Source organism: Ruegeria sp. HKCCA5491 (assembly GCF_013034565.1).
Taxonomy (GTDB): domain Bacteria; phylum Pseudomonadota; class Alphaproteobacteria; order Rhodobacterales; family Rhodobacteraceae; genus Ruegeria.
In genome coordinates this window covers 91,935-118,148 of record NZ_WQGG01000008.1, presented here as the reverse complement: position 1 = coordinate 118,148, position 26,214 = coordinate 91,935, and the positions used below count along the sequence as shown (strand labels likewise).

The window sequence follows — 26,214 nt, the reverse complement described above, 5'->3', positions numbered from 1 at the left end:
AGCGGTAACCCCAAGCCTAAAAAATAATCCGCCCCCTCAAAATAGATGAGGAGGCGGACAGAGGATTCGGACTTATCTTACTGAAATTCCGCCACGGGCTCATGAGCCGCGCTTGCGACGCTCAGGGCTTCTGACAAGTCAATTGTCTTGCGGAACAACGCCCGACCGACAAGTGCACCCGAGATATTGGGGATGTAGGCCAAACGAGAAATGTCATCCGCAGTACGCACAACGCCGCTTGCGATGATAGGCGTACGAGACTTTTCGGCCAGACCCGAGATCAAACCCAACTGCGCCTCAACGTCTTCCATATCGCTGTCGATATCAGTCACGAGAATGGCGGCGAAAGGCGTGTCGGCGAATGCCTCAATAAATGCCTCGGGGGTAAAGGCGCTCTGACTGCGCCAGCCCTCGGTCATGACCTGACCCTGCCAGACGTCCACGGCCAAAACGATCTGGTCCGGATGCAGCTTGGCAAGCTCTTTGACCAGATTGGGGTCCCAGGCCGCCAAGGTACCGATCACGATCCGCCCGGCGCCCTTGTCGATCCAATATTCAACTTGCTCGCGGGTCCGCATGCCACCCGCCAACTGCACGGGAATCTCTGCCGAACGGATAATCTCTTCGACCAGTTCCGAGTTCGTGTCGCGCCCTTCGATTGCGTCGAAATCCGTCAGGTGCATCCACTCAGCTCCGGCGGTGGCCCAGCCATGCGCCGTTTCTGAAGGATTCACATGCCAAATCATCGCCTCGTCCAAGCGGCCCTTGTCCAGCGTAACGCACCGGCCGCCCTGCAGTTCCATCGTGGGGTAAATCCTCATGAGCTTGCTCCTCCGCCCAATCAATCTGGAAATCCAGAATATCATAGTCAGAGAGCAGCGGCCGCGTTCTTCCAGTTTCGGCAAACTACGGGCAATTTGCGGCATCGCACCTTGCGTTTCAGTGGCGCATAGGAGGTCCGTTTCGACGCAAAAGATGAACGGGTGAACCTTGGAACTCGCTTTCTCTTATCAACTCGTACCCCAGCTTTTCCGCCAGCTTCTGAGAAGACGAATTTGAAGAATTCACCAATGCAACCAATGGCCCAGGCATAATTCGATCAAACCAATCATGCGCGGCCTGCGCCGCCTCCAAGCCCAAACCCCGACCCTGCGCTTCGGGTGCCAGAACCCATCCAGCCTCAGGAAAACTGTCAAAGTCGTCGCCCAAGGCACGATTTCCATAGAAAAACCCCGCCTGCCCGATCATCTGACGATTCGATTGTTGAATGACCGCCCACTGGCCAAATCCGGCCATTTGCCAGTGCCCTGCGTTTCTAAGGAACGAATCCCACGCTTCGCCACGGGATCGAGGCGTGCCGCCGATATGGCGCACGACACAGGGGTTGCGCCAGATTTCGGCGAACCGGTTAAAATCCTCGGGCCGCATGCCGCAAAGCGTCAGACGTGCCGTGTTGATCATCGGGGTGGATCGTATCATGCCCTGCCCGCTCAGATATTTATGCCTCGCCCAAATGGTTGCGTAGGAATATCACGGCTGACAAGCAAGAATTCCGCTGGGGCACAAAAAACGGCGCCTCCGTTGCCCGGAAGCGCCGCTTTTTACTGAATTCGAAGGTCTTAGGACGCTTCAGAGATGAACTTGACGGCGTCGCCAAAGGTCTGGATGGTCTCGGCTGCGTCATCGGGGATTTCGATGCCGAACTCTTCTTCGAAGGCCATGACCAGTTCAACAGTGTCCAGGCTGTCCGCGCCCAGATCGTCGATGAAAGAAGCGTTTTCCGCTACTTTGTCTTCTTCGACACCCAGGTGCTCAACAACGATCTTTTTAACGCGATCTGCGACGTCGCTCATGTCTATTCCTCATTCCGTTTCAGGGCGTAGTGCCCGGTTCTGCCCTCGCCCGCTCAGGCTGGCTTTGATTTGCCCGATCCGGGCGGTTAAGGTCCCCGATTACCGGGAAAGTAGAAGGCCGACCATGTGGCCGACCCCTGCATTTATGCGCCGCCTATAGCACAGACAACGCCCGAGGCAAACGCTTTCGCACCTGCCCCGATCCGCGCTCACAACATGGCCATACCGCCGTTAACATGCAAGGTGGTTCCGGTAACATATCCAGCTTCGGGGCTGGCAAGATACAGAACCGCCGCCGCAATTTCCGAGGCATCCCCCATGCGACCTGCAGGAACCTGTCCCAGAATTCCTGCCTTCTGGTCGTCTGTCAGCTTGTCGGTCATTGCGGTCGTGATGAACCCCGGTGCCACAGCGTTCGCTGTAATCCCGCGGCTGGCAACCTCATAGGCCAGAGACTTGGTCATACCAACCATTCCCGCCTTTGACGCGGCATAGTTCGCCTGACCGGGGTTGCCCGTGGCCCCCACAACAGACGAGATGTTGATGATCCGGCCCCAACGCGCCTTCATCATGCCACGCAGCACGCCTTTGCACAGCTTCGCGGTCGAGGTCATGTTGACGTCGATCACACTCTGCCATTCCTCGTCCGACATACGCATAAACAGGTTGTCGCGGGTAATACCTGCGTTGTTGACCAGAATATCGACCGACCCCATTGCATCGGCCGCCTGCTTCGGCAGGGCTGCCACAGCCTCGGGGTCACTCAGATTACAGGGCAGCACATGGGCGCGACCACCCAGTTCGCCAGCAAGGGCTTCCAACGGCTCAACCCGAGTACCCGACAGCGCAACAGTCGCGCCCGCAGAATGCAAAACGCGCGCGATCTCACCGCCAATCCCGCCCGAGGCACCGGTGATCAGTGCGTTCTTACCTGTCAAATCAAACATTCGATTATCCTTTTCATACGCATCCAGCGATGCGCTGTGTCTTACGATTCGGCCTGGGTCACATTCTGCACGTCATCCGGCGTGCCAACAGCTTTACCCGCGATCGCGCGGTCGATTTTGCGGATCATGCCCGACAAGGCTTTGCCTGCCCCGATCTCCCACGTTTCGGTCACGCCCTGCGCGGCCATGTACTGAACGCTTTCGCGCCAACGGACCGAGCCGGTGACCTGTTCGACCAGCAACTGGCGGATCAGATCCGGGTCACTAACGGCCTCGGCGCGGACATTGGCGATCACCGGCACGGCAGGCGCCTTGATTTCAACCCCGGCCAGAGCTTCAGCCATCACATCCGCCGCAGGCTGCATCAACCCGCAGTGGAAAGGGGCGCTCACCGGCAACATCACGGCACGCTTGGCACCTTTTTCCTTGGCAATTTCAGCAGCGCGTTCCACAGCGGCCTTCGCTCCCGAAACCACAACCTGCGTCGGATCGTTGTCGTTTGCAGCCTGACAAACCTCACCCTGCGCGGCTTCGTCGGCCACAGCGCGGACGGCATCCAAATCCAGCCCAAGGATCGCGGCCATTGCGCCCTCGCCCACTGGAACAGCGCTTTGCATCGCTTGTCCCCGGGTGCGCAACAGGCGCGCCGTATCCGAAACAGACAACGCACCAGCCGCTGCCAGAGCCGAATACTCGCCCAACGAATGACCCGCCACAAATGCGGCATCCGTGATGGAAACGCCCTCAGCCTCCAATGCGCGCATCGCTGCGATCGACGTGGCCATCAATGCGGGCTGTGCATTCTGGGTCAGAGTCAGTTCAGCGATATCGCCTTCCCAGATCAGGCTGCTCAGCTTTTCGCCCAATGCCTCATCGACCTCGTCGAATACCGCCTGCGCGGTGGGATACGCCTCGGCCAGAGCCTTGCCCATTCCGATGGTCTGGGCGCCCTGCCCGGGGAAAACAAATGCGCGTGTCATTGCAACCTCTTGGATGACGTTAGGTTGCGGCGGGGTGTAAACCGTGTGACCGCGCGGCACAAGCACTGCCTTGGGTCTGCGCCTTGGCACCATAGCTGTGCGCGGCCCGCTATTGTGTCCTGACTGTATGGCGATAGGTTGATCAAAGCGATACTACCTCCGGAGCATCAGATGTCCGCGACGAATACCTTCTCCAGTTATGGCAGCGTCACAAAGACCTTTCATTGGCTGACCGCCCTGTTGATTTTGACCGCCCTACCGCTGGGCTGGATCGCAAACGACATTGCCCATGCCATTTATGATCCGACGGTCCCAACCACCGAGGACGACATCGCGCGGGCTGCTCGTCTGTTTTCAATGCACAAGACTGTGGGCATCACGGTTTTCTTCGTCGCGCTCGCCCGTATCCTTTGGGCTTTCTCACAAACCAAGCCCGGCCTCTTGAACGCCGATAACAAACCCGAAGCCTTCGCCGCCGAGACCGTTCATTGGCTTCTCTATGGGTCATTGGTTCTGGTCCCTCTGACCGGTTGGGCGCATCACGCAGCGGCGGAAGGTTTTGCGCCGATCCTGTGGCCGTTCGGGCAAAACTTGCCATTCGTTCCAAAATCCGCGCATCTGGCAGAGCTCACAGCCAGCCTGCATTGGCTGTTCGTCTGGACACTTGCGGGATCTCTGGTCCTGCACATTGCCGGGGCACTCAAGCACCATGTCGTCGACAAGGACAGCACCCTTCGGCGAATGCTGCCGGGCAACGCAAAGGCACCTGAACCACCTGCGCAACATCACTCGGCCATTCCGGCTTTTACAGCACTGGCTGTCTGGGGCGCAGTTCTGATCAGCGGATGGAGCATCGGTGCATTCGACCATCATTCCCACGCCGACACCGACACCACCGAACTGGCCGAGGTACAATCCGACTGGCAAGTTCAAGAGGGCAACCTAGCCATAACGATCGCACAATTGGGCAGCCCCGTGACAGGTCAATTCGAGGAATGGACCGCCGCCATCGCGTTTGATGAGCCGGAACAGCCCGGGCTAGCCGGGTCAGCCGAGGTGACGATTGCTATCCCATCGCTCAGCCTTGGCACTGTCAGCGGTCAGGCCATGGGCGCGGATTTCTTTGACAGCGCGCAGTTTCCAACAGCCCAGTTCAAAGCAGACCTGTACAAAACCGAAACCGGGTATGAGGCACGAGGGCCCCTGTCAATCCGTGACAAATCCGTAGATGTCATTCTGCCATTCACGCTGGACCTTGAAGGCGATCGCGCAACCGTCAACGGGCAATTAGAGCTGAACCGTGTGGATTTCGACATCGGCACATCACAGCCCACCGAAGAGTCCTTGGGCTTTGCTGTTGTTGTCTCGGTGGACCTGACCGCGACACGCGGCGAATGATAAAAACCGCCGGAGCTTATGGCTCCGGCGGTTTCGCATTCGATATCTAATATTGCCTTAGTCGGCTTTCTGGGCCTCGACGGAAATGCGCACCTCAACCTCATCACCAACGAAAGGCGCGAATTGGCCAAGGTCGAACTCGCTGCGCACAAGTGTCGTTGTTGCGTCGAAACCCGCCCAAGGCTTGCCAGCCATCGGGTGTTCGCCAACCTGATTGAGCTTGGCGTCCAGTACAACCGACTTGGTCACGCCATTCATGGTCAGGTCACCTGTGATATTCGCAGTATTCTCGCCAGTGACCTCGATACCAGTCGAGGTGAATGTCACCAGATCACCTTCAACTGCGCCAAAGAAATCCTCGGTCATGAAGTGATCTTCGCGCGGCTTCCAACCTGTGAACATCTCAACAACAGGCATGGACACGGTCACGCTCGAAGCTGCCGGGTTTTCCTGATCAAACATGATCTCGCCTTCAAAACCCGAGAACATGCCGTAAGTGGTCGAAAAGCCAAGGTGGTTATAGCTGAAGATGACTTGGCTGTGGCTGGGGTCCAGAACGTATTTTTCAGCGCTCGCAAACACCGAAGTCGCTGATACGGCCAGTGCAGCAGCAAGAAGTGTGGATTTCATGACAATCTCCGCAATGTTATGGATGCAAACCTGTTGGGTTGCTCGATAACGAAAATGTGCCGCCCAAGGGCGGCACACAAGTCTTATTCTCTCACAACATCTGTTCCTTTTTGAACAGAGTGGAAATCACGCGAAGATCGTTACACTTCCGCTCAATTGACCCTTGAGCGCTCGGCTGACATCCGCCGACTGCAGTGGCAACTTCATCAACAGGCTGCCATCGACGTCGAACAGCTCAACCTGATCGTCGGAAAATTTGGCACCACCCAGCGTGTCATAGCTGCGACGCAGTACGGTCTGAGGGCGTCCATTTTCGTTCTTTTGCAACACCCGAACCTCGCGGCGGATCGGGTCGAAATAGGCATCAGGCCGCGCATCCAGAACCTGAATTGTCAGCAGACTGACCCCAACGATCAAGAAAGCAAGCGATGCAACCAGTTTGATTGGCCATACTTCCGCAGCCATGACCGAGCCCGGTGCCAGCCACATCGAAAAGGACATTACAATCAGAAATGCGCCTACAACGCGGGCCAGAACCATCCGCACCTTCCAGTTGGGGGCGAAAGTGATGAGGACTGGAACTGATTTTTCAAAAGCCGCGTTGCTCGCGGACTGTTCAAACGTATTCGTATTAATCGCGGTCATTTTTCTCACCCTGTTTTCAGGTTGCCGACTTGGGTCCGGTGTGTGGTCCGGTTTTTGTCCCGGTATGCAATTCAATTTCGAATTGAAAAGCGTCAGGAATTGGGCAACCCAAAGGAAATAGCAGGACTTCACCAAGGCATATGTGACGGGACTTGCCCCCCGGCCATAAACGTGTATACGGGGCCATCCTTCGCTAATCGTATGAATCGCGCAGCCTCTCGTGGCAGGGTCGCGAAGGGTTGAATGGCCCCGCCTTTGAAGTGCGCCTTGATATAAACAGGAGTGCACATGCCACTGTATGAGCATGTAGTGATCGCGCGTCAGGATCTGTCCAACGCGCAGGCAGAAAGCCTTGTCGAACATTTCGGCACCGTTCTGGCTGACAACGGCGGCAGCGTCGTCGACAGCGAGTACTGGGGCGTCAAGACGATGGCTTACAAGATCAACAAAAACCGCAAAGGCCATTACGCCTTCCTCAAGACTGACGCGCCTGTGGCTGCGAAAGACGAGATGGAGCGCCTGATGCAACTGCACGACGATGTTATGCGCGTTCTGACCATCAAGGTCGACGAGCATGCCGAGGGCCCTTCGGTCCAGATGCAGAAGCGCGATGAGCGCGAAGGCCGCCGCGAGCGCCGCTGATCAACGCCTGACGAAAGGACATAAACCATGGCCGCAAAACCATTTTTCCGCCGCCGCAAGGTCTGCCCGTTCTCGGGTGAGAATGCGCCGAAGATCGACTATAAAGACACCCGTCTGCTGCAGCGCTACATCTCTGAGCGTGGCAAGATCGTTCCCTCGCGCATCACCGCCGTTTCGGCCAAAAAGCAGCGTGAACTGGCCCGTGCTATCAAGCGCGCCCGCTTCCTCGCCCTGCTGCCCTACGCCGTGAAGTAAGGAGAGACTGACATGCAAGTTATCCTGCTGGAACGCGTTGCGAAACTGGGTCAGATGGGCGACGTCGTTGACGTAAAGCCCGGCTTTGCCCGCAACTTCCTGCTGCCCCAAGGCAAAGCCCTGAGCGCATCGGACGCCAACATCGCGTCGTTCGAAGCCCAGAAAGCACAGCTTGAAGCACGCAACCTGGAAACCAAGAAAGAAGCTGAAGCGCTGGCTGAAAAGCTGGACGGTCAGCAGTTCATCGTGATTCGCTCGGCATCGGATGCTGGCGCGCTGTACGGCTCGGTCACCCCGCGTGACGCCGCAGACGCCGCGACCGAAGCTGGCTTTACCGTCGACAAAAAACAGGTCGCTCTGGTCGCCCCGATCAAAGAGCTGGGCCTTCACGCGGTTGCAGTCAAACTGCACCCCGAAGTCGAAGTTGAGATCAAGATGAACGTCGCCCGCTCGGAAGAAGAAGCCGAACTGCAGGCTTCGGGCAAATCGATTCAAGAACTGGCGGCTGAAGAAGAAGCCGCCGCAGAGTTCGAGATCGCCGAGCTGTTTGATGATATTGGGTCCGCTGCGTCTGAAGACGAAGATCTGGTGGCCGAAGAAGCTCCGGCTGAGGAAGAAGACGAAACCAAAGCCTGATTTTGGTAGTCTAACCTATGAAAAGGCTGCACGGTTCGTGCGGCCTTTTTTTGTCGGCTCGTTTTACGGGCAAAATTCGGCCAGATTTTTCACCTACGCTTGCAGTCTGACGATTGATTCCTATCATCACGCCCAGAATGACCGGAGACCTTTTATGCCCCTCCTCCTACGACGCAGCGTTTTGGCCATGCTGCTTGCCGCCCCCCTAGCCGCTTGCGGTGGCCCTGAAACGCCAACCCGCGCCCAGTTCGATCCGCCGCTTTACCCCAACGAAACGCCCGAACTGCGTGCTTCGATCAACAAATGGGCCGATCATTATGAATTGCCTCGCGAGCTTGTCCACAAACTGGCAATCCGGGAAAGCACCCACCGCCCATGGGCAGTAAACCGGCCTTATTATGGCTTGCTCCAGATCCTTCCCGCGACTGCAAGGTCAATGGGATATACCGGTACCCCCAAAGGCTTGCTTGATGCGGATACCAATCTGGAGTTTGCAGGAAAATACCTGCGAGGCGCTTGGCTTTTGTCTGACGGCGATCAGCAGCGCGCAATCTTTTTGTACGCGAAAGGGTATTACCCCGAGGCGAAAGCGCGCGGGATGCTTGTTGAGACCGGCCTGAGGTCAGAATAGCGGCGTCGCGACAAGCAAAAATCCACCGACAGAATGTCACGTTGGCCCTTTGTTCGCAGCTAATTCACTGCGACACACCTGCCGAAGCCTCACAAATTGCTTGCCCTTCATGGCATAGGTGACACAACGTATGATTTAGTATGGACAGATATGGCTTTTCTTTGGGGAAAGAACTGCCGCCACAAAGGTTGGACAAGTGAAACTAATAGACTTGGCCGCGATCGACCATGAGGAGAAGTCGGCCGCCGACATATTAAATGCCGTCTGCCAGGAGCTCGGCTTTGACTATGCGTCTTACGCCACGTTCAATCCCGTCAAGGGGGATGTGCAGGGGTACGCGAACTATCCCGATGAATGGAAGATTCACTATGGGAACCAAGGTTTTCACCATTTTGACCCCACACTGCATCAATCTCTCCTCAGCATCGCACCTGTGGATTGGAGCCGGTTCCATCACGACGAAAAATTCCACACCGTATTTCGCGACGCGCATGATTTCGGGATTACGTCCCGCGGATTAACGGTGCCGGTGCGGGGGCCTTACGGCGATTGTGGGCTGCTAAATGTTACCCGGGACTGCTCGGATGACGAGTGGGAAAGGCTGAAAAGACATATCATGGGCGATTTGCAACTGGCCGCGGTGCAAGCCCATGACACGGTCATGCAATCCGGCCTGTTGGCCAAAGCGCTATACCTGCCCGCCTTGTCGACGCGGGAAAAAGAAATCCTGCAGTGGGTCGCGGAAGGTAAGTCTCAGCAGGACATCGGCGACATCCTTTCAATTTCGCATCGTACCGTTGAAGTACACATGCGGTCTGGTCGGGAAAAGCTTGGGGCCTTGACGACTCCGCAGGCGATTGGGCGCGCAATTGGTCTTGGTTTGATAGCTCCTGGTTAACAAAACCACAAAACCCTACGGGATACCCCCAATAGCCTAAGATTCGAACATGGTTAATTTTGCCTCCACGGTAACCAGACTGTAGGGGGATGGATATGATCATCGTAATTGATGGTATCAACCAACATAAATTCAAAGATGTCCTTGATGAAATGTACCAATTGCGGGCGCGTGTATTCGGCGACCGGTTGGGATGGGATGTAAACATTGTAAACGGGCGCGAACGCGATCAGTTCGACGACTTGCACCCTGCACATGTTGTCAGCATCAACGACGATGGGGATGTCGTTGGCTGCATGCGGCTGTTGCAGACCACGGGGCCACACATGCTGTCCGATGTGTTTCATTCGATTTTGGACGGTGAACCTCCGATCCGCAGCGCGCAGGTCTGGGAAGCCACCCGGTTTTGCGTCGACACCAAAAAGTTATCGCATGGTCGTGGCAAGAACACCGTTTCATATGTCACCAGCGAAGTCATGATCGGCTCTTTCGAATATGCGATGGCCGCGGGGGTATTGGACTCTGTTGCCGTGATTGATCCCGTCATGAACCGGGTTCTGCAACGGTCCGGCAACGCACCATACGACTATGTCGGCACTGCCAAGCCGATGGGCAAAGTGGTCGCAATGGCGGCGTTGATGGATTGCTCCGAAGAGCGGATTTCAGGAATTCGGGACTACGCGGGTATCAAACATGATGTCTTTCTAAGCGACGAGGCTGCGCTGGATCTGTTCGCCGGAACGAAAATCAAGCCAAAGCAGGCTGCAAACTTCGACCGCAAGCCACTGACCCAATTGGAAAAATATTTTGTGGAACAGATGAAAGCCGCCACAACCAAAGCAGAGGTCAAATCCGTTCTGCAATTGATTGAAACGCTGTCCGCGAGTTTCACGCTAGAGCAAAAGATCGCTCTGCTGAATACCCCCCGTGCTTTAGCTTATGAGGCCTAACCCCCTTACCTCATTCAACTAAAGCCACTCAAGCGGAGCCGTCATTACCAGACGGCTCCGCGTTTTTCTTTGCCCACCCAAGATGGGCGGAAAAGGCTTATTCCTCTTCCAAAGCCTCTACAGCTTTTTGCAGGTCGTCTTTGCTGACTTCTTTGTCAGCCACCTGAGCCAGCTCGACAATATAGTCGATGACTTTGTCTTCGAAGATCGGCGCGCGCAGTTGCTGCTGCATCTGGGCGTTCTGCTGAACGAATTCAAAGAACTGACGTTCCTGACCCGGGTACTGACGTGCCTGGTTCATGATCGCCTGAGTCATTTCGGCATCAGTCACCTCAACCTCGGCTTTCTGGCCCAGTTCCGCCAGCAGCAGGCCCAGACGTACGCGACGTTCAGCCAGCTTGTTGTGCTCGTCTGTAGGCTCGATCTCACCATGGTCGTGGCCTTCCACGTCCGGGTTTTCCTCATGCCAAAGCTGATGCGCGATCTGTTTAGCTTCGGCTTCCACCAGCGACGGTGGCAGGTCGAACGAAACCTTCTCGTCCAGCACGTCCAGCAGCGCACGTTTCATCACCGCGCGCGAAGCACCCGCATATTCAGCTTCCAGACGCTCGGCGATCTGTCCCTTCAGGGCTTCCAGATCTTCGGCACCGAACTTAGTGGCCAGCTCGTCGTTTACTTCGGCTGCGACAGGCTCTTTCACTTCTTTCACAGTGCAGGTAAAGACAGCCTCTTTGCCCGCCAGATGCTCGGCACCATATTCTTCGGGGAAAGTGACGTTGACGTCTTTTTCTTCCTCGGCTTTCACACCAACCAGTTGCTCTTCAAAACCGGGGATGAAGCTGTTGGAACCCAGAACCAGCGGGTAATCTTCGGCCGAGCCACCTTCGAATTCTTCGCCGTCCACTTTGCCGACAAAGTCGATCACGACCTGATCGCCATCCTTGGCTTTTGAACCCTTACGGCGCGCTTTAAAGTCTTGCGCGGTTTCGGCCAGATTGTTCAGTGCTTCTTCGATGGCCGCGTCGTCGGCTTTTACGACCAGCTTTTCCAGTTCAACCGATTTCAGGTCAACTTCGGGGATCGCAGGCAGCGCCTCATAAGACATCTCGACATGGACGTCGTCGCCTTCTTTCCAGTCCTCGTTGGTCATCTTGACCTCGGGCTGCAGCGCAGGACGATCACCGCTGTCTTCAAAGTGCTTGTTCATCGCACCGTCGATGCTTTCCTGCATCGCTTCGCCCAGCAGGCGCTGACCAAACTGCTTTTTCAGCAGCGCCATCGGCACCTTGCCTTTACGGAAGCCTTTCATTTCGACTTCCGGCTGCGCCTCGGTCAGCTTTTCGTTGACCTTTTCATCCAGCTCAGCGGCGGATACGACGATGTTGTAGCCGCGTTTCAGACCTTCGTTCAGCGTCTCGGTAACCTGCATTATGGTAGTCCCCATAGGATTCGGGGCGCGCAAAACGGCGCGCCGGGCAAATTTGACGCCTTCTATTTGTCCTGTAGCCCGCGTGCAAGAGGCAAAGCCGGGATCAACCTTGTTTTACCGCCGAAAAGGGCAAAAAAACGCCCCGAAATGCGCCGGGACGTTTCAGGCCGTTTTACAACAGATCAGAAGCGCCAGCGCGCACCCAAGGCCCAGGCTTCGTTGTTGTCAAAATCCACAGTTCCATCGAAATCATGGCTGCGATATTTCAGGTAAGCATCGGTATTGATGCTGTCGATCCGCTGAACGACCGCGATCCCCCAGGACTTGGTGCTGGACCCTTCATTATTGAAGTCAGAACCGTCGAAATAGTCGATGCCGATCCCGGTTTGCCCCCACGAAATCCAGTCGTCTTCATAGGCAACCTTGGCATACCAGTAATCGGGGTCGCTTGCGCCTGCGGCTGTGTCATCACGTGTACCCAAGGCCGCAGTAAAGCTAAATCCGCTGGGCAACAGAACAGAGGCCGACCCGATCGTGTCCTTCCGCTCTCCGGAACTGTCATCGAAATCACGTACCGCGTAAGCAATGCTTGCGGCGAACTCTACCCCGTTGGCAAAGGTGTTCCCGTATGAAACCGCGATATCGTAATAGTCATCATCATCGCTGTCGGACAGGATATTCTGGCCGTATGCGATGGCCGCAGAAAAACCGTTGAAATCCGGGGTGTCATAGCGAATTCTTCCCCTGCGACCACCGTCGAAGTTGCTGGCCGAATCGCCAACCGTGATCGCACTCAGCAGACCGTCAGGCTGCCTGTAGAAGAACGCCCCGTTTTCATCGTTTGTGAACGAATAGAGCGTCGTACCGACATAAGACAGATCAACTTCGGCAGCGCCGTCCGACGCCATGCTGCCCTGTCCTGCCGAGAATTTTCCATAGCTTCCCCGCAGCGCAAAATCCACGTGGCGCAGATCTTCTCGTGACCAACCATCGTTGTTGGTTCCATCCTGGTTGGCCGAACCTGTGCTGGGCAGGCCAAGGCCGGTTTCGAACCAGAACGTAAACTCGTTGCTGCCATAGGGTTGCATCAGACGCAGTCCGACTCGGCTGTTCGACAGATCGTTGTCAAGCAAGCGCGTTTCCGTTTCCTCGCCATCGTCAACAGAGACAATCACCGGGTGGAATTGCCCGTATAACTCGACATATCCACCACTGTTATTTTCATACTTAAGCTCTGCCACAGCAGGCGCTGCTGCAGACGCCGCCAAAACAGTTGCCACTGAACTAAGCACAATTCTCTGGGTCATTTCACTCACCATGAAAAAATTCCGGTTTCCGGCACTGCCCAATCGCGCACCAATCCCCATTTTTTAACAAGCATCCAGCCATTCAGATCAAGTCGCGTAAGTCGAGCGCAACCGCTGTAACCAAACGCTTGTAATATTTATATTATTTAAAATCTCAAAAGGTGTTTCGTTTATTCCCTCCCTACGCTTAAAGAGTGCCGCCCAGCCACGTGTGTTGCAAACATTCGCTGCTGATCCGCAATGCTTCGGTAAGCCAATAGCCGCCGAGATTGATTACGCTCGGCCAAATACCGCCGAAACAATCACATATTCATTTTTTTAAAAACGCAAGGCAATTGTTCGGACAAATCCTCTGCAATCAGCCCGGGACCGAATGTCAGCGCGCATTCAACATGCAACCAGGCGGCAAATTCCGCTGCCTGCATCGGGTCAAATCCCCGCGCCAAAAGCCCTGCGATGAACCCTGCCAGCACATCCCCCGACCCTGCCGTCGCCAGCCAGGGCGCCGCGCGCTCATAGAATGCCCCGTTGATCGAGCACCTCCCGTCCGGAGCAGCAATGACTGTATCCGGCCCTTTGAACAACACGACACATCCCGCCCTTTCGGCGGCTTCGCGGGTGGCCTCTACTTTGGAATAGGCCGGGCCTGTGGTCGGGGTGGCTGACAGTTTCTCGGCAATATCCGGGAACAGCCGCGCGAACTCTCCCCCATGCGGGGTCAAAACGCAATTTTCATGCAGAAGGGTAAACAAGGCCGCCGGATCATCCGCAAAAGCCGTCAGCGCGTCGGCATCCAGCACCGTTCCCCGCCTTGCCTCAAGCGCAACCGGCACCAATTCCCGCGCTCGCTCAACCCCTATACCGGGACCAAGACACAGGGCATTCAGACGTTCATCCCTCAGCACATCGGACAATCCGTCCGCCCCTTCGACCCGCAGCAACATGATCGCCGTCACCTGCGCCGCCACTTCCATCTGAGCACCCGGAGGAACACCCAGCGTCACCAACCCCGCCCCAATCCGCAAAGCCCCCCGCGCAGCAAGCCGCGCCGCGCCAGTCTTGGCTGGACCACCTGAGAGGATAAGGGCGTGACCGTGGGTGTATTTGTGCTGTCCAGTCCACTTGCCGTGGAATCCCCTACTTGCAGGATCAGGCGCCAACTGAACAATACTCTTGGCATAGGCGGGCTTTAGGCCGATATCGGAAATCACAAGTTTACCCGAAAGCCCCGGTCCTCCGCCATAATGACCATCTCCCATCAAGAAAAGTCCCAGTTTTGGAGAGTGAAACGAAACGGTCAAATCCGTTGGCAGAGCGCCGAAATTCATTCCGGAATCGCAACACAGCCCGCTAGGGCAGTCCACTGCTACATATTTCGGCCTGCGATCTTGTGGATGAGTACCGGTGACCGTTGGAACGAACCCATTCCATGTTCGATATGTATCATCCGGCATTGATCTGGTTATTCCTGTCCCAAACAACGCATCGACAACTAGGTCATGCTCTTGCTCATCCAAAATGTCCTCGATTTCTTCATCATCCCAATCATGAACGACGTTGGAGGCTGACCAATTTGCAAAATTCTTCTTTGCATCCGGCGGCAGCTTCTCGGCGTCCCCATACAAAAACACCTCAACCTGCCACCCCAGCCCATGCAACAGCCGCGCCACGACAAACCCGTCACCGCCGTTATTTCCCGGCCCGCACAGCACCACAGCGCGCAGCGGATCCTCTTCATCTGGCCCCAAATATCCCGGGGAGCGCGAGGGGCTGGCCCCTCGCCTGTCCAACTCCGGCCATTCCTCGAAAATTGCCTCGACAACACCCTGCCCGGCGCGCTCCATCAACTCCAGCCCGGTGACTTCACCAGACTCAATTGCTGCCTGTTCAATGGCCCTCATCTGCGCGGCGGTCAGTAATTCCGTCATCTCAATCCCCCAGTCGATTCAATACTGATTACTTTTTGTGCAAGTCGATCAAAATTTAACCGGCGCACTATTTTCTCTTCACCCAAACAGGGGCAATTACGCAATCAGATTGCCGACCGATCTTAGACGTGGTCAGTCCCAGTCTGACAAGAGTTAAAGGGAGCCCGGGATGAAGAAGATCGAAGCGATCATCAAACCGTTCAAACTCGATGAAGTGAAAGAGGCCTTGCAGGACGTCGGCGTCCAGGGCCTCAGCGTGATCGAGGTGAAAGGGTTTGGTCGTCAGAAAGGCCACACCGAACTGTATCGCGGTGCGGAATATGTGGTCGACTTTCTGCCCAAGGTGAAGGTCGAAGTCGTTTTGGACGACGATCAGGTCGATGCTGCCATCGACGCCATCGTCTCAGCCGCTAAGACCGACAAGATCGGCGACGGCAAGATCTTTGTCTCGCCCGTTGAACAAGCCATTCGCATTCGGACCGGTGAGACCGGCTCGGAAGCACTGTAATCGAACGCACTCAAATCAGAGGAATAGAAAGTATGAGCAAGGACGCAGTTCTTCAGCTGATCCGTGATGAAGACGCAGAATACGTCGACATCCGCTTTACCGACCCGCGCGGCAAGCTTCAGCACGTCACCATCATGTCCGATCAGGTTGACGAAGACTTCCTGGAAGAAGGCTTCATGTTCGACGGTTCGTCGATCGCTGGCTGGAAGTCGATCGAAGCATCAGACATGAAACTGATGCCCGACACGGAAAGCGCCTATGTCGATCCGTTCTACGCGGAAAAGACCATCTGCCTGCACTGCTCGATTGTTGAGCCCGACACCGGCGAAGCCTATGAGCGTGACCCGCGCGGCACCGCCCAGAAAGCCGAAGCTTACCTGAAATCTTCGGGTATCGGCGATGTGGCTTACATGGGCCCCGAAGCTGAATTCTTCCTGTTTGACGACGTCCGTTTCTCGAACAGCATCAACAAGGTATCCTACGAAGTTGATGCAACCGACGCGTCGTGGAACACCGACACCGAGTACGAGATGGGCAACATGGGCCACCGTCCGGGCGTCAAGGGTGGCTACTTCCCGGTGAACCCGGTTGACGAAGCGCAGGATCTGCGTTCGGAAATGCTGTCGACCATGAAACGTCTGGGCATGAAAGTCGACAAGCACCACCACGAGGTTGCGTCCTGTCAGCACGAACTGGGCCTGATCTTTGACAGCCTGACCAAACAGGCCGACGAGCTGCAGAAGTACAAATACGTCATCCACAACGTTGCACATGCCTACGGCAAATCGGCCACCTTCATGCCGAAGCCGATCGCAGGGGACAACGGCACCGGTATGCACGTGAACATGTCGATCTGGAAAGACGGCAAACCGCTGTTCGCTGGCGACAAATATGCCGACCTGTCAGACGAAGCGATCTACTTCATCGGCGGCATCCTGAAGCACGCGAAGACGCTGAACGCCTTCACCAACCCGTCGACCAACAGCTACAAGCGTCTGATCCCGGGCTTTGAGGCCCCCGTTCTGCGCGCCTACTCGGCCCGTAACCGTTCGGGTTGTGTCCGTATTCCGTGGACCGAAAGCCCGAAAGCCAAGCGCGTTGAGGCCCGCTTCCCTGACCCAGCCGCGAATCCCTACCTGGCGTTTGCTGCGCTGCTGATGGCTGGTCTGGACGGCATCAAGAATAAGATCGATCCGGGCGAAGCCATGGACAAGAACCTGTACGATCTGCCTGCCGAAGAACTGGCCCACATCCCGACCGTTTGCGGTTCGCTGCGTGAGGCTCTGGAAGCTCTGGCATCCGATCACGACTTCCTGCTGCAGGGCGACGTGTTCACCAAAGACCAGATCGACGGCTACATCGCACTGAAGATGGAAGAGGTCGAAACCTACGAGCACACCCCGCACCCGGTAGAATACGGTATGTACTATAGCTGCTGATCCGGACTGGGTTTACATCTACAAGGGCGTCCGTTCGGGCGCCCTTGTTTCATTTGGGGCGATCTTCCAAACTGGGACGACAGGAGAAGATCGCATGGACACTGAATTTTCAGACTTCGTGACCACCACCGAAGAGTTAGAGCAGATAACCGGCGCTCCTCTGCCTCAGGTTATCGCCAAAGAGCTGCCTGCGCTGGATCAGATGTGCCGTGACTTTATCGCCAAGTCTTCCTTCTGCGTGATCGCCTCGGCCAACCCCGACGGACATTTGGATGTTTCACCGCGCGGCGATCCGGCAGGTTTTGTTCACGTGTTGTCGGACAGTTTGATCGCAATTCCCGACCGCCCCGGCAACAAACGCGTGGATACGTTTCACAATGTTCTGAAAGACCCCCGCGTCAGCCTGATTTTGTTTATTCCTGGCAAGATGGAGACACTGCGTATCCGCGGCGCAGCCCGTATTTGCGCGGACCCTGCGTTGCTACGTAAAATGGCGGTGCAGGATCACCCTCCCAAACTCGCCCTGCTGATTCAGGTTCAGACCGTTTTTGCCCATTGCCCCAAATGCGTCATCCGATCAGGCATCTGGCAGCCGGACGCTTGGCCGGACTCGTCGGATCTGCCAAACATGAACGCGATGATGGTCAAACATGCCAAAATCAACAAAACGCCTGATGAGTGGTTTGAAAGCCTGAAGGGAACAGGCGAACTGGACCTGTATTAAACTTCTTTGCGCATCGGGGAATACGGCATAGGCTTGGATACAGTATTTCAGCCGACCGGATTTTGACCGTGCTTCGATTAGCCTTCATCCTTGCCATGTCGCTTCCAACGATTGGCGCGGCAGCGCCCTGCGGAAATACCGGCGCAGGTTTTGAGGCGTGGAAGTCCGACTTTGCCCGGACAGCCAAACGCGCCGGAGTGAAAAAGCGGGGGCTGCAAGCCTTATCCCAGACAACTTACGCAACGCGCACTATCGCTGCTGATCGCAACCAAAAGAGCTTCAAGTACTCGCTGGACAAGTTCATGCAGGTGCGCGGCGCAAATGCGATCGTCGCACAAGGCCGCAAACGCAAAGCCCGCAACCCACAGTTTTATGCAGCTCTTGAGCGGCAATACGGGGTGCCGGCGGGTGTACTGATCGCGATCCACGGTATGGAAACCGGCTTTGGCAACTTTATGGGGGACAGTCAGGTAGTGTCAGCAATAACGACGCTTGCCTATGATTGTCGCCGATCCGAGTTCTTTGTCCCTCATGCCATCGGCGCCCTTAAACTGGTCGATCAAGGCAGCATTACGACAGCGACACAGGGGGCGAAACATGGCGAATTGGGGCACACGCAGTTCCTGCCCGGTAACGCTCTGACATATGGGGTCGACGCCACAGGCGACGGCAAGGTCGATTTCTACAATATGACTGACGCATTGGCCTCAACCGCCAATTTTTTGCGCAAGAAGGGTTGGAAACCTGGCCGGGGCTATCAGCCCGGACAACCTAATTTTGCCATCATTCAACAGTGGAACGCGGCCACTGTGTATCAGCAATCTATTGCGATCATGGCCGCCCGAATCGACGGCTGAGGGCGCCACAATTTCAAGCCAGACCTCCTCAATTCCGCCACATTGCTGCCATATACATTAAAAGGCCCCTAAAATGCCTAGGTTTCCAGAGCGTAATCAATCTTGGCGTTTTCTGATTTTTTTCCATTTTCGCCTAAATCTGCCCAATATCGCTTGGTAAATTTGTTTGCACTACGGGATGCGACAAAGGAAAAAGCAGTGACACCGAAGCACAGCTACCATGGCGGTCTGCAATTCAACGGTAATACCGATGGCGCGATCGAGCGGTTCGCAGCAATCGTCGCGGCCACGCTGGAAGACTACGGTCATCTGGTCGAGCGCAAGACCGTTCGGGACACGACCGAGGCCAGTATCGTATCCAGCCAGTACCTCGTGCGCATGACTTTGGACACACAGGTTGTTCAGACCGAAGACCGCTTTGAACGTATGGATCGTGCGGCGGGTTTGAAAACCATTGAAAGACCCGCTGTAACGCTGCCTGAAAACCGGCTTACAATCACGATCAGCCCGGTATCCGCCCTGTTGGACGACAGTGAGATCTCCGAGCTTATGCTGGTTGTGATCCTGTACCGTATGGTCGACATTTGTGCGACCCAGCGGGTTGAATGGCTAACGCCCAATACCGTACTGACAATCGAACAGTTCCTAAGTGCCTTTGACACTCTTCCGCCCGCAAAAAAGCGGAATAGAAAACAGATTTTCGAGGCAGTTTCCGGCCCGTTCGCAGGGCAGAAAATTAATGAAGAAGTCCTGGACGAGCCACAAAAAACGGCGCTGAAACCAGCAGCCCGGCCGATCCAGTTGTCGGATGAGCAGTTGCTCAGCATCGCTTTTCGGACAGAAACAGAAACAACCGAGCAGTCATCAGATCGGGACGACACGCCCCCCCTCGACCACGACCAACCCAGTGATATCCTCCGGCTTACAAGCTGGGGTCTCACGGGTGCCGTGGCTAGTGTGTCGGTCCCGATTGCGGCGTCCATGGCCGCTGTGAACCTGATCAGGGGCGAAGACTTTCGTCTGAACACGCAGGTACTTGCCTATACGGTCGCGATATCCGCTCTCAGCACAAGCGGTGCGTTCGCCGGCGTTGCCAGCGCCTTGGGCATGTAGTTCACACTCCAAAGACCCTCCTAGGAGGCCCCGCCATCAGGCGGGGTTTTCCATTTTTGGCAGGCTGCTTGCCTCCAGAACATAGGTATGAATTGAAAACACCACCGCTCGGGTCTTGGGCAGTCGCAATAGGGTTTGCCGTTCACTGCGTAAATACCGGGCGTCGCCGGGCGTCGTTGTTTCGCGCCGTGCGTTTTCACTTCGGGGTTGGTGCAGCTCGGCATCCTCATACCACAACGCATTGAACCGCCAGAGCGGACGGTCAGGTTGAATCCCGTCGAACAAACGCTGGACACGACGCGCGATATTCTCGTCATAACTCGCAACCGGCACGTGGATATCGACCAAGGGGCGCATGAACTTTTCGGACAAGCGCCAACTGGCAGGAAAACACAGAATTGCACCTGTCAGTACATGCTCATCCCCATGTTTTTGCAGAATGCAGATGTCCTCTTGAACCAGGCGGCACAAAGTATCCATCGGATTTTTATGGTCGACCGACACCTCTTTGCCATCCGGTCTAACGACGTGATCCGAACACCCCGGATAGGCGTGTTGCAGCACGAGGTCCAGAACCTCCTGCGCTGCGGGTTCGGCGAAAGTATCCAGCGCCAGAACATCGTCGCGCCTTTCCCTTAGCAGGGCTTCCCGGTGCTGCATCTGGGCGGCAAAGGCGTCATCGCGGTGCAGCCAAGTGTCCAGCGACGTTGGCTGAATGCCCGGCAAAGGCCGGGGGGTCAGCGGGTCAAAAGGGATCGAGTTTTGCAGTATGATCGTCATGAGATTCACCTATCACCAGAAGCCCTCCCTGTCGGTCAAAAAGCGACGAACAGGTCGTCGCGTTTTTTCCAGACGAGACAGTAATGTTTCTCCACGGTTTACGAACAAGCAGGGAGGCCCAACATGAACGAACACTATCGGGACAACCGCAAGATCGACCCGACAAAAGGAGCCACTCTTGGGGACGGCACCCCGAACGATTTGGACCGGATCGAGATCGGCCCCACCCAACTCGCCTTCGCCGAGTGGGAGGCAGCGGGCCTGAGCCTACCCAACCTGAGCCAGATGCGAGAGTTTCGGTGGAAACGTTTGACGCAAGCAATCGTGGACCGGGGGTATGGCGGTTTGCTGATGTTTGACCCCCTCAACATCCGCTATGCGACCGACAGCACGAACATGCAACTTTGGAACACCCATAACCCGTTCCGCGCGGTTCTGCTGTGCGCCGATGGCTACATGGTGATCTGGGACTACAAAAATTCACCGTTCCTTTCGACGTTCAACCCGCTGGTGCGCGAGCAACGATCCGGTGCCGATCTGTTCTACTTCGACCGAGGCGACAAGGTTGATATCGCAGCAGATGTGTTTTCAAACGAAGTACGCGTGTTGATCGAAGAGCATGGCGGCGGCAACAAGCGGCTGGCAGTCGACAAGATCATGCTGCACGGCCTGCGCGCGCTTGAGGCACAAGGGTTCGAGATCACGGAGGGCGAAGAGGTCACCGAGAAAACCCGCGCGATCAAAGGCCCTGATGAAATACTGGCCATGCGCTGCGCCAACCATGCCTGCCAAACCGCCGTGGCCGAGATGGAGAAATTCGCCCGCGCCAATGTGGGCGATGGAAAGACGTCCGAGGATGACATTTGGGCCGTTCTGCACGCGGAAAACATCCGACGTGGCGGTGAATGGATTGAAACCCGCCTGTTGGCCTCGGGGCAACGCACGAACCCGTGGTTTCAGGAATGCGGGCCTCGGATCACGCAAAAGAACGAAATCATCGCCTTTGATACCGACCTGATTGGATCTTACGGCATCTGCATCGACATCTCGCGCACTTGGTGGGTTGGGGACAAGAAACCTCGGGCCGATATGGTCTATGCCATGCAGCACGCGCACGAGCACATCATGACCAACATGGAGATGCTGAAACCCGGCGTGATGATCCCCGACCTGACCGCCAACACCCACAGGTTGGACGACAAATTTCAGGCTCAGAAATATGGCTGCCTGATGCACGGGGTCGGACTGTGTGATGAATGGCCGCTGGTTGCTTACCCGGACAAGGCGGTGGAAGGCGCTTATGATTACCCACTGGAACCCGGCATGGTGCTTTGCGTCGAAGCCGCAGTCGGAGAGGTTGGTGGTGACTTTTCAATCAAACTCGAAGATCAGGTTTTGATCACCGAGGATGGGTACGAAAACCTCACCACCTACCCGTTCGATCCGATGCTGATGGGACAAAGCTGACCCCTTAGCCGGGCCAGTTTGAACGCCGCACATTGCCGTGCCAGTCTTCGACTTCCGTGCCAACCGACGGGGTCACCAAAGGTTGCGACGAATACTGGCCGGCAGCGAAGCCGATAATCCCGGTCAGGACAATCGCGATCAGAATGTTAGGACGCGGGGCAAATCCGCGTGATGCTGTGATGATATGCGCCATGATACCCTCCTTGGCTGCAAACTAATGACAGGCAAAAGATGAGGGTGAGAGATCAATTTTAAAAACGAATATTTATTTGCGTCAACATCACAAAAATTGATACTTTAATTTACTCCCCAACATCAGGCGTCCCCGACCTCCCACTGTCGGCTCACCTTCCCGTGACGCTTCCTACATAGGGGTTGAGCAGCCCACTTGTTGACCACAATATTGACGGCATCAAGAAGTGTAAGGAGCCGCCATGCCTACGGAACGCATCACATTCGCCGGTCACGACGGCAATCAGTTGGCGGCTCGCCTTGATCTTCCGGACGGACCAGTTCTGGCAACAGCCTTGTTCGCGCATTGTTTTACCTGTTCCAAGGATATTCCTGCGGCCCGCCGGATTGCGGCGCGCTTGGCGGGTATGGGTATTGCCGTTCTGCGTTTCGACTTTACCGGCCTTGGCCATTCGGAAGGCGAGTTTGCAAACACCACTTTCACGTCGAATGTCGAGGACCTGGTCGCCGCAGCCCAGTATCTGGCCGGGCGCAACATGGCTCCGTCGTTGTTGATTGGTCATTCGTTGGGGGGCGCAGCCGTATTGCGCGCGCGTGCGGGCATTCCCACCGTGAAAGCCATAGCAACGCTGGGTGCCCCGGCCGATCCGGGGCATGTGTCGCACCACTTTGAAAACGCCCTACCCGAGATTCAACAGCAAGGCTCTGCCGAGGTCACGCTGGGCGGGCGCCCTTTCCGTATTGGCAAAGCCTTCGTAGACGACATCTCGGAATCCGCTTTGACACCTGCCATTGCTAATCTGAAAGCCGCGCTTTTGGTTTTGCACGCCCCGTTGGATGAAACGGTCAGTGTAGACAACGCCAGCACGATCTTTCTAGCAGCCAAACATCCCAAAAGCTTTGTGACGCTGGACGATGCGGATCACCTGATCACACGAGCAGCGGATGCTGAATATGCCGCTGACGTAATCGCGGCATGGGTCACACGTTATGTTCCTCTGTGTCCGCCAGCCCCTCCGCCGGGCGCGCCCGAAGGTGTCGTGCGCGTGACCGAGGCTGAGCCTGCGGGGTTTCTGCAGGATATCCAGTCCGGCCCCCGGCATCACGCCGTAGCCGACGAGCCCGCCTCGTACGGAGGCACCGATCAGGGCATGTCGCCCTACGGCTTTGTGTCGTCAGGGTTAGGGGCCTGCACCTCGATGACGATCCGCATGTATGCGCGGCGCAAGGGCTGGCCGCTGACCGGCATCACTGTAGACGTCTGCCACGACAAGGTTCACGCACAGGACGCTGGTCTGGTCAGTGACGGCAAAGTCGACCTGTTTCGGCGGAAAATCCGTCTGGAAGGTCCGCTTGACGAAACCCAACGCGCGCGCCTGCTAGAGATTGCCGACAAGTGCCCTGTACACAGGACACTTGAGGGCTCAGCTCAGATCACAACCGAGCTCCTGACCTGACGAACTCAGCGCCGCGGGGCCGGACGGTGAATTGGCGGTCGCGCCGCAGGTGGGCGCGCGACCGGCGGGCGCGGACGCGCCGGTGGTTTGGCCACGGGAGGTCTGGGGCGTGCGGGCGGCTTGGCCACGGGCGGTTTGGGACGCGCTGGTGGTTTGGCCACGGGCGGACGTGGACGACCTGGGCGGTCTACGTCAATGTCGATGTCCACGTCGTGATAATAGTCGTTCCACAGCATCGAGTCGTAGAACGGATCGTACCCGTACCCAACCCCGACCGTCACGCCATCACAAGCCGACAAGGTAAAACTTGCAGCACCAAGACCCAGCGCCAGAATAGACCGTTTCAACAGTTTATGTGTCATCTGAGCCTCCCTACTGCGCGGACCGGAACGATGCGAACACAGCGTTCAGATCGTCCACATAGGCCGGATCAGCGCCGTCGCGCAGTACGGCTATGATCACCGCGACACGGTCGCGCGGCAGGTCAATCACGGTAGCGGTAAAGTTCACGCCACGCCCCTCGCGCGTGCCTGTCCCTCGGATCACTCGGGCAGGCAAACCACCGATCTGCGTAGTGACGGTCTCGGAAACGTCGGGGTCTTTTACAAGGAACTTGTCTATATCCTGCAGGTAACGAAGCCCTCCGTTGATTGAGGCGACACCGGCAGGCGAAACAAACCCCATCCACGCGCCGTCATCGGTCACGGGGCGAACGCCAATCACGCGCGCAACGGCGCGCGGGTCGCCCAGTTCGGTATCCTCAATCTCGCGCGGGCCGCCGGTACGGACCGCCCAGAAATCAGGGACTGCAAAGCTGAACAGGGCACGCCCTTGGTCTGTGTAAGTGATCGGAGTATCCGCAACAGCCGGAGCACCGCCCAACAGCAATGCCGCGCACGTGGGCAAGACGGCAGCCAATCGAATATGCATGTCTCAAAAACCTTTTGTTTCAGTCAATTTAAACTGAACTGTGGCGGTGCGACTTGTCCAGTATCTGAATGCAACAAAAAACCCGCGCCGGGTCTTCCCGGCGCGGGTTCATTCATTGCGAATATGCCGTGGTTCAGGTGCGGGCGTCGCCGACCAGCTTCCACAGGCCAGGGATCAACAGCGCAGCCAAAGCCAGCTTGATCGCGTCACCCACCAGGAACGGTGTCAGACCCCATTCCAGGATTGGCTTGTCCCAGCCATAAAGCTGACCCAGCCACAGCAGGCCGGGGACATAGATCAGGACGTTGGCCAGAACCAGTGCCAGCGCCAGCTTGCCAACCGAACGGTCCCAGCCGCGCGCAGCCAGAGCGCCCAGCAGGACGGTCGCCATCAGGTAACCCACCAGATAGCCGCCAGTGCCACCCATCATGTAAGTCAGGCCAAATTTTTCAGCCGAAGACCCAGCGAAAACGTCAAAGCCCAGCGCCCCAACCAGCAGGTAACCCAGCATCGTCACCAGACCCAAACGGGCGCCATAGGCGGTGCCGATGGTCAAAACAGCAAAGGTACCCATCGTGATCGGCACAGGCCACATCGGTACTTTGATCTTCGCAGCAACGGCCAGGACAACGATGCCCAGCGCAACCAGAACAACCTGCTTGACACGCAGCGCTGTTCCCTCGCGCGGACCAATCGCGTTGGCCAGAACATTTGCATTCATCTTCACTTCTCCCAATTCGGACCGAAATTCTGCGACAGCAATGCCCTGTCGTAGCTAATTCTGCAAGATGATTACGCTACCGCAGCATAAATTCCGTGTCCATTTCATAGGATTTCCGAGGTCCGGACACGATCCACCGCACCTTCCAATGCGGCCAGTTCGAGAAATCGTACTCTGCATCATAGCTGTCCGGCGGGCAGTCATGGTGATCCGACGCAAACGTCTTTCCTAGCTTTAGTGTGTGGAAAAAGCGGCCGTCGTCGAAATGCACGGCGATACCATCGCCGCCATCACGCCAAAGATAGCGACGCGTTCCCTTCATAGCTGGTTGCCCCGGAAGGCGCAAAGTAACGTCTTCATCATAGACCAGCCCATCGTCAGACCGGCTCAGGATCGCTGTTCCGTCTGCGCGCACGACGTGCCCTGCCCTGGCATCGCGAATGACACGGGTCAGGCTCCAGCGGCCCGCAAAGTCCGAAAGGCTTTGCGGCAAGGTCATTTAGCGTAAGTTCCGTCTGTTAGCTCGCCATTGCTGTCGACAAACCGAATGATATGCCCCGAACGGTGCACGTCATAACAGGCCCAAAGCTCTGACGGGGGCCAGACCGAGCAGTATTGGTCCCCCCGCACAACCCAACGCCCCGCGCTTGGACCGCCTGAGAAGTAGTTTGTCACCCCAGATGCGTCGAATGTCTGCCAGATGCCTTTGCCGTAGCCAAGCTTATGGCCGGTCAAAGCCTCCAGAATCTCGTCTCCAGTCAGCGCGCGGAACTCCTCTGCGGCCAAAATACTAGGCCAGAGCAACAAAATCAGGGCAAACCGTCTCATACCTGCACTCGTACCTTGTTCCCACAGACCTGCACGGCTAAACCCCGCGCCAACGCCTAATCCCAATCA

General features: G+C 56.5%; 31 protein-coding genes. 14 read left to right on the top strand and 17 right to left on the bottom strand.

Features of this window, described 5'->3' with window-relative positions:
• Positions 1-77 precede the first annotated feature (77 nt).
• The 5 genes from GOV88_RS12120 to fabD form a co-directional block, all read right to left on the bottom strand.
• The gene (locus tag GOV88_RS12120; protein WP_171122175.1) at positions 78-821 is read right to left on the bottom strand and encodes a HisA/HisF-related TIM barrel protein; all 744 of its coding nucleotides are present in this window, start codon (positions 819-821) and stop codon (positions 78-80) included.
• Between the two features lie 118 nt (positions 822-939).
• Positions 940-1,479 carry a GNAT family N-acetyltransferase gene (locus GOV88_RS12115; protein ID WP_171126535.1) on the bottom strand — a complete coding sequence of 180 codons (540 nt, stop codon included), beginning with the start codon at positions 1,477-1,479 and terminating at the stop codon, positions 940-942.
• Between the two features lie 140 nt (positions 1,480-1,619).
• Positions 1,620-1,853: an acyl carrier protein gene (locus GOV88_RS12110; protein ID WP_008756330.1), complete on the bottom strand. Its 234-nt coding sequence runs from the start codon at positions 1,851-1,853 to the stop codon at positions 1,620-1,622.
• A 209-nt stretch (positions 1,854-2,062) separates the two neighbouring features.
• Positions 2,063-2,800 carry a 3-oxoacyl-[acyl-carrier-protein] reductase gene (gene fabG, locus GOV88_RS12105; protein WP_171122173.1) on the bottom strand — a complete coding sequence of 246 codons (738 nt, stop codon included), beginning with the start codon at positions 2,798-2,800 and terminating at the stop codon, positions 2,063-2,065.
• 41 nt (positions 2,801-2,841) lie between these two features.
• Entirely contained in the window at positions 2,842-3,780 is a 939-nt protein-coding gene (fabD, locus tag GOV88_RS12100) for an ACP S-malonyltransferase (protein ID WP_171240589.1), read from the bottom strand.
• A gap of 171 nt (positions 3,781-3,951) precedes the next feature.
• Here fabD and GOV88_RS12095 point away from each other — a divergent pair, with 171 nt between their 5' ends.
• Positions 3,952-5,178, top strand: a complete 1,227-nt coding sequence (locus GOV88_RS12095) for a cytochrome b/b6 domain-containing protein (protein ID WP_171240588.1) — start codon at positions 3,952-3,954, stop codon at positions 5,176-5,178.
• A gap of 57 nt (positions 5,179-5,235) precedes the next feature.
• On the opposite strand, the gene GOV88_RS12090 is transcribed toward GOV88_RS12095, so the two are convergent.
• Both GOV88_RS12090 and GOV88_RS12085 read right to left on the bottom strand, forming a co-directional pair.
• A complete protein-coding gene (locus GOV88_RS12090) occupies positions 5,236-5,808 on the bottom strand; it encodes a YceI family protein (RefSeq protein WP_171122170.1) in 573 nt (190 codons plus the stop codon).
• Positions 5,809-5,934: 126 nt separating this feature from the next.
• Complete coding sequence (locus GOV88_RS12085; protein WP_171122169.1) at positions 5,935-6,453, bottom strand: hypothetical protein; 519 nt, start codon at positions 6,451-6,453, stop codon at positions 5,935-5,937.
• A 288-nt stretch (positions 6,454-6,741) separates the two neighbouring features.
• Here GOV88_RS12085 and rpsF point away from each other — a divergent pair, with 288 nt between their 5' ends.
• From rpsF to GOV88_RS12055, 6 genes are all read left to right on the top strand, one after another.
• Complete coding sequence (gene rpsF / locus GOV88_RS12080; RefSeq protein ID WP_171122168.1) at positions 6,742-7,095, top strand: 30S ribosomal protein S6; 354 nt, start codon at positions 6,742-6,744, stop codon at positions 7,093-7,095.
• Between the two features lie 27 nt (positions 7,096-7,122).
• Positions 7,123-7,350: a 30S ribosomal protein S18 gene (gene rpsR / locus GOV88_RS12075; protein ID WP_005608650.1), complete on the top strand. Its 228-nt coding sequence runs from the start codon at positions 7,123-7,125 to the stop codon at positions 7,348-7,350.
• Positions 7,351-7,362: 12 nt separating this feature from the next.
• The gene (gene rplI / locus GOV88_RS12070) at positions 7,363-7,986 is read left to right on the top strand and encodes a 50S ribosomal protein L9 (protein ID WP_171122167.1); all 624 of its coding nucleotides are present in this window, start codon (positions 7,363-7,365) and stop codon (positions 7,984-7,986) included.
• Between the two features lie 154 nt (positions 7,987-8,140).
• Complete coding sequence (locus GOV88_RS12065; protein ID WP_171122166.1) at positions 8,141-8,617, top strand: lytic transglycosylase domain-containing protein; 477 nt, start codon at positions 8,141-8,143, stop codon at positions 8,615-8,617.
• Between the two features lie 196 nt (positions 8,618-8,813).
• On the top strand, positions 8,814-9,515 hold the full coding sequence (locus GOV88_RS12060; protein WP_171122165.1) for a LuxR family transcriptional regulator: 702 nt from the start codon (positions 8,814-8,816) through the stop codon (positions 9,513-9,515).
• Between the two features lie 95 nt (positions 9,516-9,610).
• Positions 9,611-10,465: an acyl-homoserine-lactone synthase gene (locus GOV88_RS12055; RefSeq protein ID WP_171240587.1), complete on the top strand. Its 855-nt coding sequence runs from the start codon at positions 9,611-9,613 to the stop codon at positions 10,463-10,465.
• A 97-nt stretch (positions 10,466-10,562) separates the two neighbouring features.
• Here the strand turns inward: GOV88_RS12055 and tig are convergent, their stop codons facing one another.
• From tig to GOV88_RS12040, 3 genes are all read right to left on the bottom strand, one after another.
• Positions 10,563-11,894, bottom strand: a complete 1,332-nt coding sequence (gene tig / locus GOV88_RS12050) for a trigger factor (RefSeq protein WP_171240586.1) — start codon at positions 11,892-11,894, stop codon at positions 10,563-10,565.
• 182 nt (positions 11,895-12,076) lie between these two features.
• Positions 12,077-13,201, bottom strand: a complete 1,125-nt coding sequence (locus GOV88_RS12045; RefSeq protein ID WP_171126527.1) for a porin — start codon at positions 13,199-13,201, stop codon at positions 12,077-12,079.
• 302 nt (positions 13,202-13,503) lie between these two features.
• Entirely contained in the window at positions 13,504-15,129 is a 1,626-nt protein-coding gene (locus GOV88_RS12040; RefSeq protein ID WP_171240585.1) for an NAD(P)H-hydrate dehydratase, read from the bottom strand.
• Between the two features lie 169 nt (positions 15,130-15,298).
• Between GOV88_RS12040 and GOV88_RS12035 the strand changes: the two genes are divergently transcribed.
• From GOV88_RS12035 to GOV88_RS12015, 5 genes are all read left to right on the top strand, one after another.
• Positions 15,299-15,637, top strand: a complete 339-nt coding sequence (locus GOV88_RS12035) for a P-II family nitrogen regulator (protein ID WP_170354532.1) — start codon at positions 15,299-15,301, stop codon at positions 15,635-15,637.
• A 32-nt stretch (positions 15,638-15,669) separates the two neighbouring features.
• Positions 15,670-17,076 (top strand): type I glutamate--ammonia ligase, encoded by a 1,407-nt coding sequence (glnA, locus tag GOV88_RS12030; protein ID WP_171240584.1) that lies wholly within the window; start codon positions 15,670-15,672, stop codon positions 17,074-17,076.
• 94 nt (positions 17,077-17,170) lie between these two features.
• Positions 17,171-17,800 carry an MSMEG_1061 family FMN-dependent PPOX-type flavoprotein gene (locus GOV88_RS12025; RefSeq protein WP_171122159.1) on the top strand — a complete coding sequence of 210 codons (630 nt, stop codon included), beginning with the start codon at positions 17,171-17,173 and terminating at the stop codon, positions 17,798-17,800.
• Positions 17,801-17,895: 95 nt separating this feature from the next.
• Positions 17,896-18,657 (top strand): lytic transglycosylase domain-containing protein, encoded by a 762-nt coding sequence (locus GOV88_RS12020; RefSeq protein ID WP_171240648.1) that lies wholly within the window; start codon positions 17,896-17,898, stop codon positions 18,655-18,657.
• A gap of 198 nt (positions 18,658-18,855) precedes the next feature.
• The gene (locus GOV88_RS12015; protein ID WP_371808144.1) at positions 18,856-19,770 is read left to right on the top strand and encodes a hypothetical protein; all 915 of its coding nucleotides are present in this window, start codon (positions 18,856-18,858) and stop codon (positions 19,768-19,770) included.
• A gap of 36 nt (positions 19,771-19,806) precedes the next feature.
• Here GOV88_RS12015 and GOV88_RS12010 read toward each other — a convergent pair whose 3' ends face one another.
• Positions 19,807-20,550, bottom strand: a complete 744-nt coding sequence (locus GOV88_RS12010) for a DUF3445 domain-containing protein (protein WP_171240582.1) — start codon at positions 20,548-20,550, stop codon at positions 19,807-19,809.
• Between the two features lie 123 nt (positions 20,551-20,673).
• On the opposite strand from GOV88_RS12010, the gene dddP reads away from it, so the two are divergent.
• Entirely contained in the window at positions 20,674-22,017 is a 1,344-nt protein-coding gene (dddP, locus tag GOV88_RS12005) for a dimethylsulfonioproprionate lyase DddP (protein ID WP_171240581.1), read from the top strand.
• Between the two features lie 4 nt (positions 22,018-22,021).
• Here dddP and GOV88_RS12000 read toward each other — a convergent pair whose 3' ends face one another.
• Complete coding sequence (locus GOV88_RS12000; protein WP_171240580.1) at positions 22,022-22,210, bottom strand: hypothetical protein; 189 nt, start codon at positions 22,208-22,210, stop codon at positions 22,022-22,024.
• Between the two features lie 241 nt (positions 22,211-22,451).
• Here GOV88_RS12000 and GOV88_RS11995 point away from each other — a divergent pair, with 241 nt between their 5' ends.
• Complete coding sequence (locus tag GOV88_RS11995; protein WP_171240579.1) at positions 22,452-23,666, top strand: bifunctional alpha/beta hydrolase/OsmC family protein; 1,215 nt, start codon at positions 22,452-22,454, stop codon at positions 23,664-23,666.
• Between the two features lie 5 nt (positions 23,667-23,671).
• Here GOV88_RS11995 and GOV88_RS11990 read toward each other — a convergent pair whose 3' ends face one another.
• From GOV88_RS11990 to GOV88_RS11970, 5 genes are all read right to left on the bottom strand, one after another.
• Positions 23,672-24,028 carry a hypothetical protein gene (locus tag GOV88_RS11990; RefSeq protein ID WP_171126520.1) on the bottom strand — a complete coding sequence of 119 codons (357 nt, stop codon included), beginning with the start codon at positions 24,026-24,028 and terminating at the stop codon, positions 23,672-23,674.
• 10 nt (positions 24,029-24,038) lie between these two features.
• Positions 24,039-24,596, bottom strand: coding sequence for a hypothetical protein (locus GOV88_RS11985; RefSeq protein WP_171122152.1), 558 nt, complete (start codon positions 24,594-24,596; stop codon positions 24,039-24,041).
• Between the two features lie 133 nt (positions 24,597-24,729).
• Positions 24,730-25,317 carry a biotin transporter BioY gene (locus GOV88_RS11980; RefSeq protein ID WP_171240578.1) on the bottom strand — a complete coding sequence of 196 codons (588 nt, stop codon included), beginning with the start codon at positions 25,315-25,317 and terminating at the stop codon, positions 24,730-24,732.
• Between the two features lie 76 nt (positions 25,318-25,393).
• The gene (locus tag GOV88_RS11975) at positions 25,394-25,816 is read right to left on the bottom strand and encodes a DUF6314 family protein (RefSeq protein ID WP_171240577.1); all 423 of its coding nucleotides are present in this window, start codon (positions 25,814-25,816) and stop codon (positions 25,394-25,396) included.
• Positions 25,813-26,145, bottom strand: coding sequence for a hypothetical protein (locus GOV88_RS11970; protein WP_171210748.1), 333 nt, complete (start codon positions 26,143-26,145; stop codon positions 25,813-25,815). The genes GOV88_RS11975 and GOV88_RS11970 overlap by 4 nt, the downstream gene beginning before the upstream one ends.
• Positions 26,146-26,214: the final 69 nt, after the last annotated feature.

Coding starts and splice junctions, on each gene's coding strand:
- GOV88_RS12065 (WP_171122166.1), top strand. CDS start 8,141: ATGCCCCTCCTCCTACGACGCAGCGTTTTGGCCATGCTGCTTGCCGCC.
- GOV88_RS11995 (WP_171240579.1), top strand. CDS start 22,452: ATGCCTACGGAACGCATCACATTCGCCGGTCACGACGGCAATCAGTTG.
- GOV88_RS11970 (WP_171210748.1), bottom strand. CDS start 26,145: ATGAGACGGTTTGCCCTGATTTTGTTGCTCTGGCCTAGTATTTTGGCC.
- GOV88_RS12085 (WP_171122169.1), bottom strand. CDS start 6,453: ATGACCGCGATTAATACGAATACGTTTGAACAGTCCGCGAGCAACGCG.
- GOV88_RS12090 (WP_171122170.1), bottom strand. CDS start 5,808: ATGAAATCCACACTTCTTGCTGCTGCACTGGCCGTATCAGCGACTTCG.
- rplI (WP_171122167.1), top strand. CDS start 7,363: ATGCAAGTTATCCTGCTGGAACGCGTTGCGAAACTGGGTCAGATGGGC.
- GOV88_RS12035 (WP_170354532.1), top strand. CDS start 15,299: ATGAAGAAGATCGAAGCGATCATCAAACCGTTCAAACTCGATGAAGTG.
- GOV88_RS12120 (WP_171122175.1), bottom strand. CDS start 821: ATGAGGATTTACCCCACGATGGAACTGCAGGGCGGCCGGTGCGTTACG.
- dddP (WP_171240581.1), top strand. CDS start 20,674: ATGAACGAACACTATCGGGACAACCGCAAGATCGACCCGACAAAAGGA.
- GOV88_RS12010 (WP_171240582.1), bottom strand. CDS start 20,550: ATGACGATCATACTGCAAAACTCGATCCCTTTTGACCCGCTGACCCCC.
- GOV88_RS12095 (WP_171240588.1), top strand. CDS start 3,952: ATGTCCGCGACGAATACCTTCTCCAGTTATGGCAGCGTCACAAAGACC.
- GOV88_RS12040 (WP_171240585.1), bottom strand. CDS start 15,129: ATGACGGAATTACTGACCGCCGCGCAGATGAGGGCCATTGAACAGGCA.
- fabG (WP_171122173.1), bottom strand. CDS start 2,800: ATGTTTGATTTGACAGGTAAGAACGCACTGATCACCGGTGCCTCGGGC.
- GOV88_RS11990 (WP_171126520.1), bottom strand. CDS start 24,028: ATGACACATAAACTGTTGAAACGGTCTATTCTGGCGCTGGGTCTTGGT.
- GOV88_RS12025 (WP_171122159.1), top strand. CDS start 17,171: ATGGACACTGAATTTTCAGACTTCGTGACCACCACCGAAGAGTTAGAG.
- tig (WP_171240586.1), bottom strand. CDS start 11,894: ATGCAGGTTACCGAGACGCTGAACGAAGGTCTGAAACGCGGCTACAAC.
- glnA (WP_171240584.1), top strand. CDS start 15,670: ATGAGCAAGGACGCAGTTCTTCAGCTGATCCGTGATGAAGACGCAGAA.
- GOV88_RS12115 (WP_171126535.1), bottom strand. CDS start 1,479: ATGATACGATCCACCCCGATGATCAACACGGCACGTCTGACGCTTTGC.
- GOV88_RS12000 (WP_171240580.1), bottom strand. CDS start 22,210: ATGGCGCATATCATCACAGCATCACGCGGATTTGCCCCGCGTCCTAAC.
- fabD (WP_171240589.1), bottom strand. CDS start 3,780: ATGACACGCGCATTTGTTTTCCCCGGGCAGGGCGCCCAGACCATCGGA.
- GOV88_RS11985 (WP_171122152.1), bottom strand. CDS start 24,596: ATGCATATTCGATTGGCTGCCGTCTTGCCCACGTGCGCGGCATTGCTG.
- GOV88_RS11975 (WP_171240577.1), bottom strand. CDS start 25,816: ATGACCTTGCCGCAAAGCCTTTCGGACTTTGCGGGCCGCTGGAGCCTG.
- rpsF (WP_171122168.1), top strand. CDS start 6,742: ATGCCACTGTATGAGCATGTAGTGATCGCGCGTCAGGATCTGTCCAAC.
- rpsR (WP_005608650.1), top strand. CDS start 7,123: ATGGCCGCAAAACCATTTTTCCGCCGCCGCAAGGTCTGCCCGTTCTCG.
- GOV88_RS12110 (WP_008756330.1), bottom strand. CDS start 1,853: ATGAGCGACGTCGCAGATCGCGTTAAAAAGATCGTTGTTGAGCACCTG.
- GOV88_RS12045 (WP_171126527.1), bottom strand. CDS start 13,201: ATGACCCAGAGAATTGTGCTTAGTTCAGTGGCAACTGTTTTGGCGGCG.
- GOV88_RS12020 (WP_171240648.1), top strand. CDS start 17,896: ATGTCGCTTCCAACGATTGGCGCGGCAGCGCCCTGCGGAAATACCGGC.
- GOV88_RS12055 (WP_171240587.1), top strand. CDS start 9,611: ATGATCATCGTAATTGATGGTATCAACCAACATAAATTCAAAGATGTC.
- GOV88_RS11980 (WP_171240578.1), bottom strand. CDS start 25,317: ATGAATGCAAATGTTCTGGCCAACGCGATTGGTCCGCGCGAGGGAACA.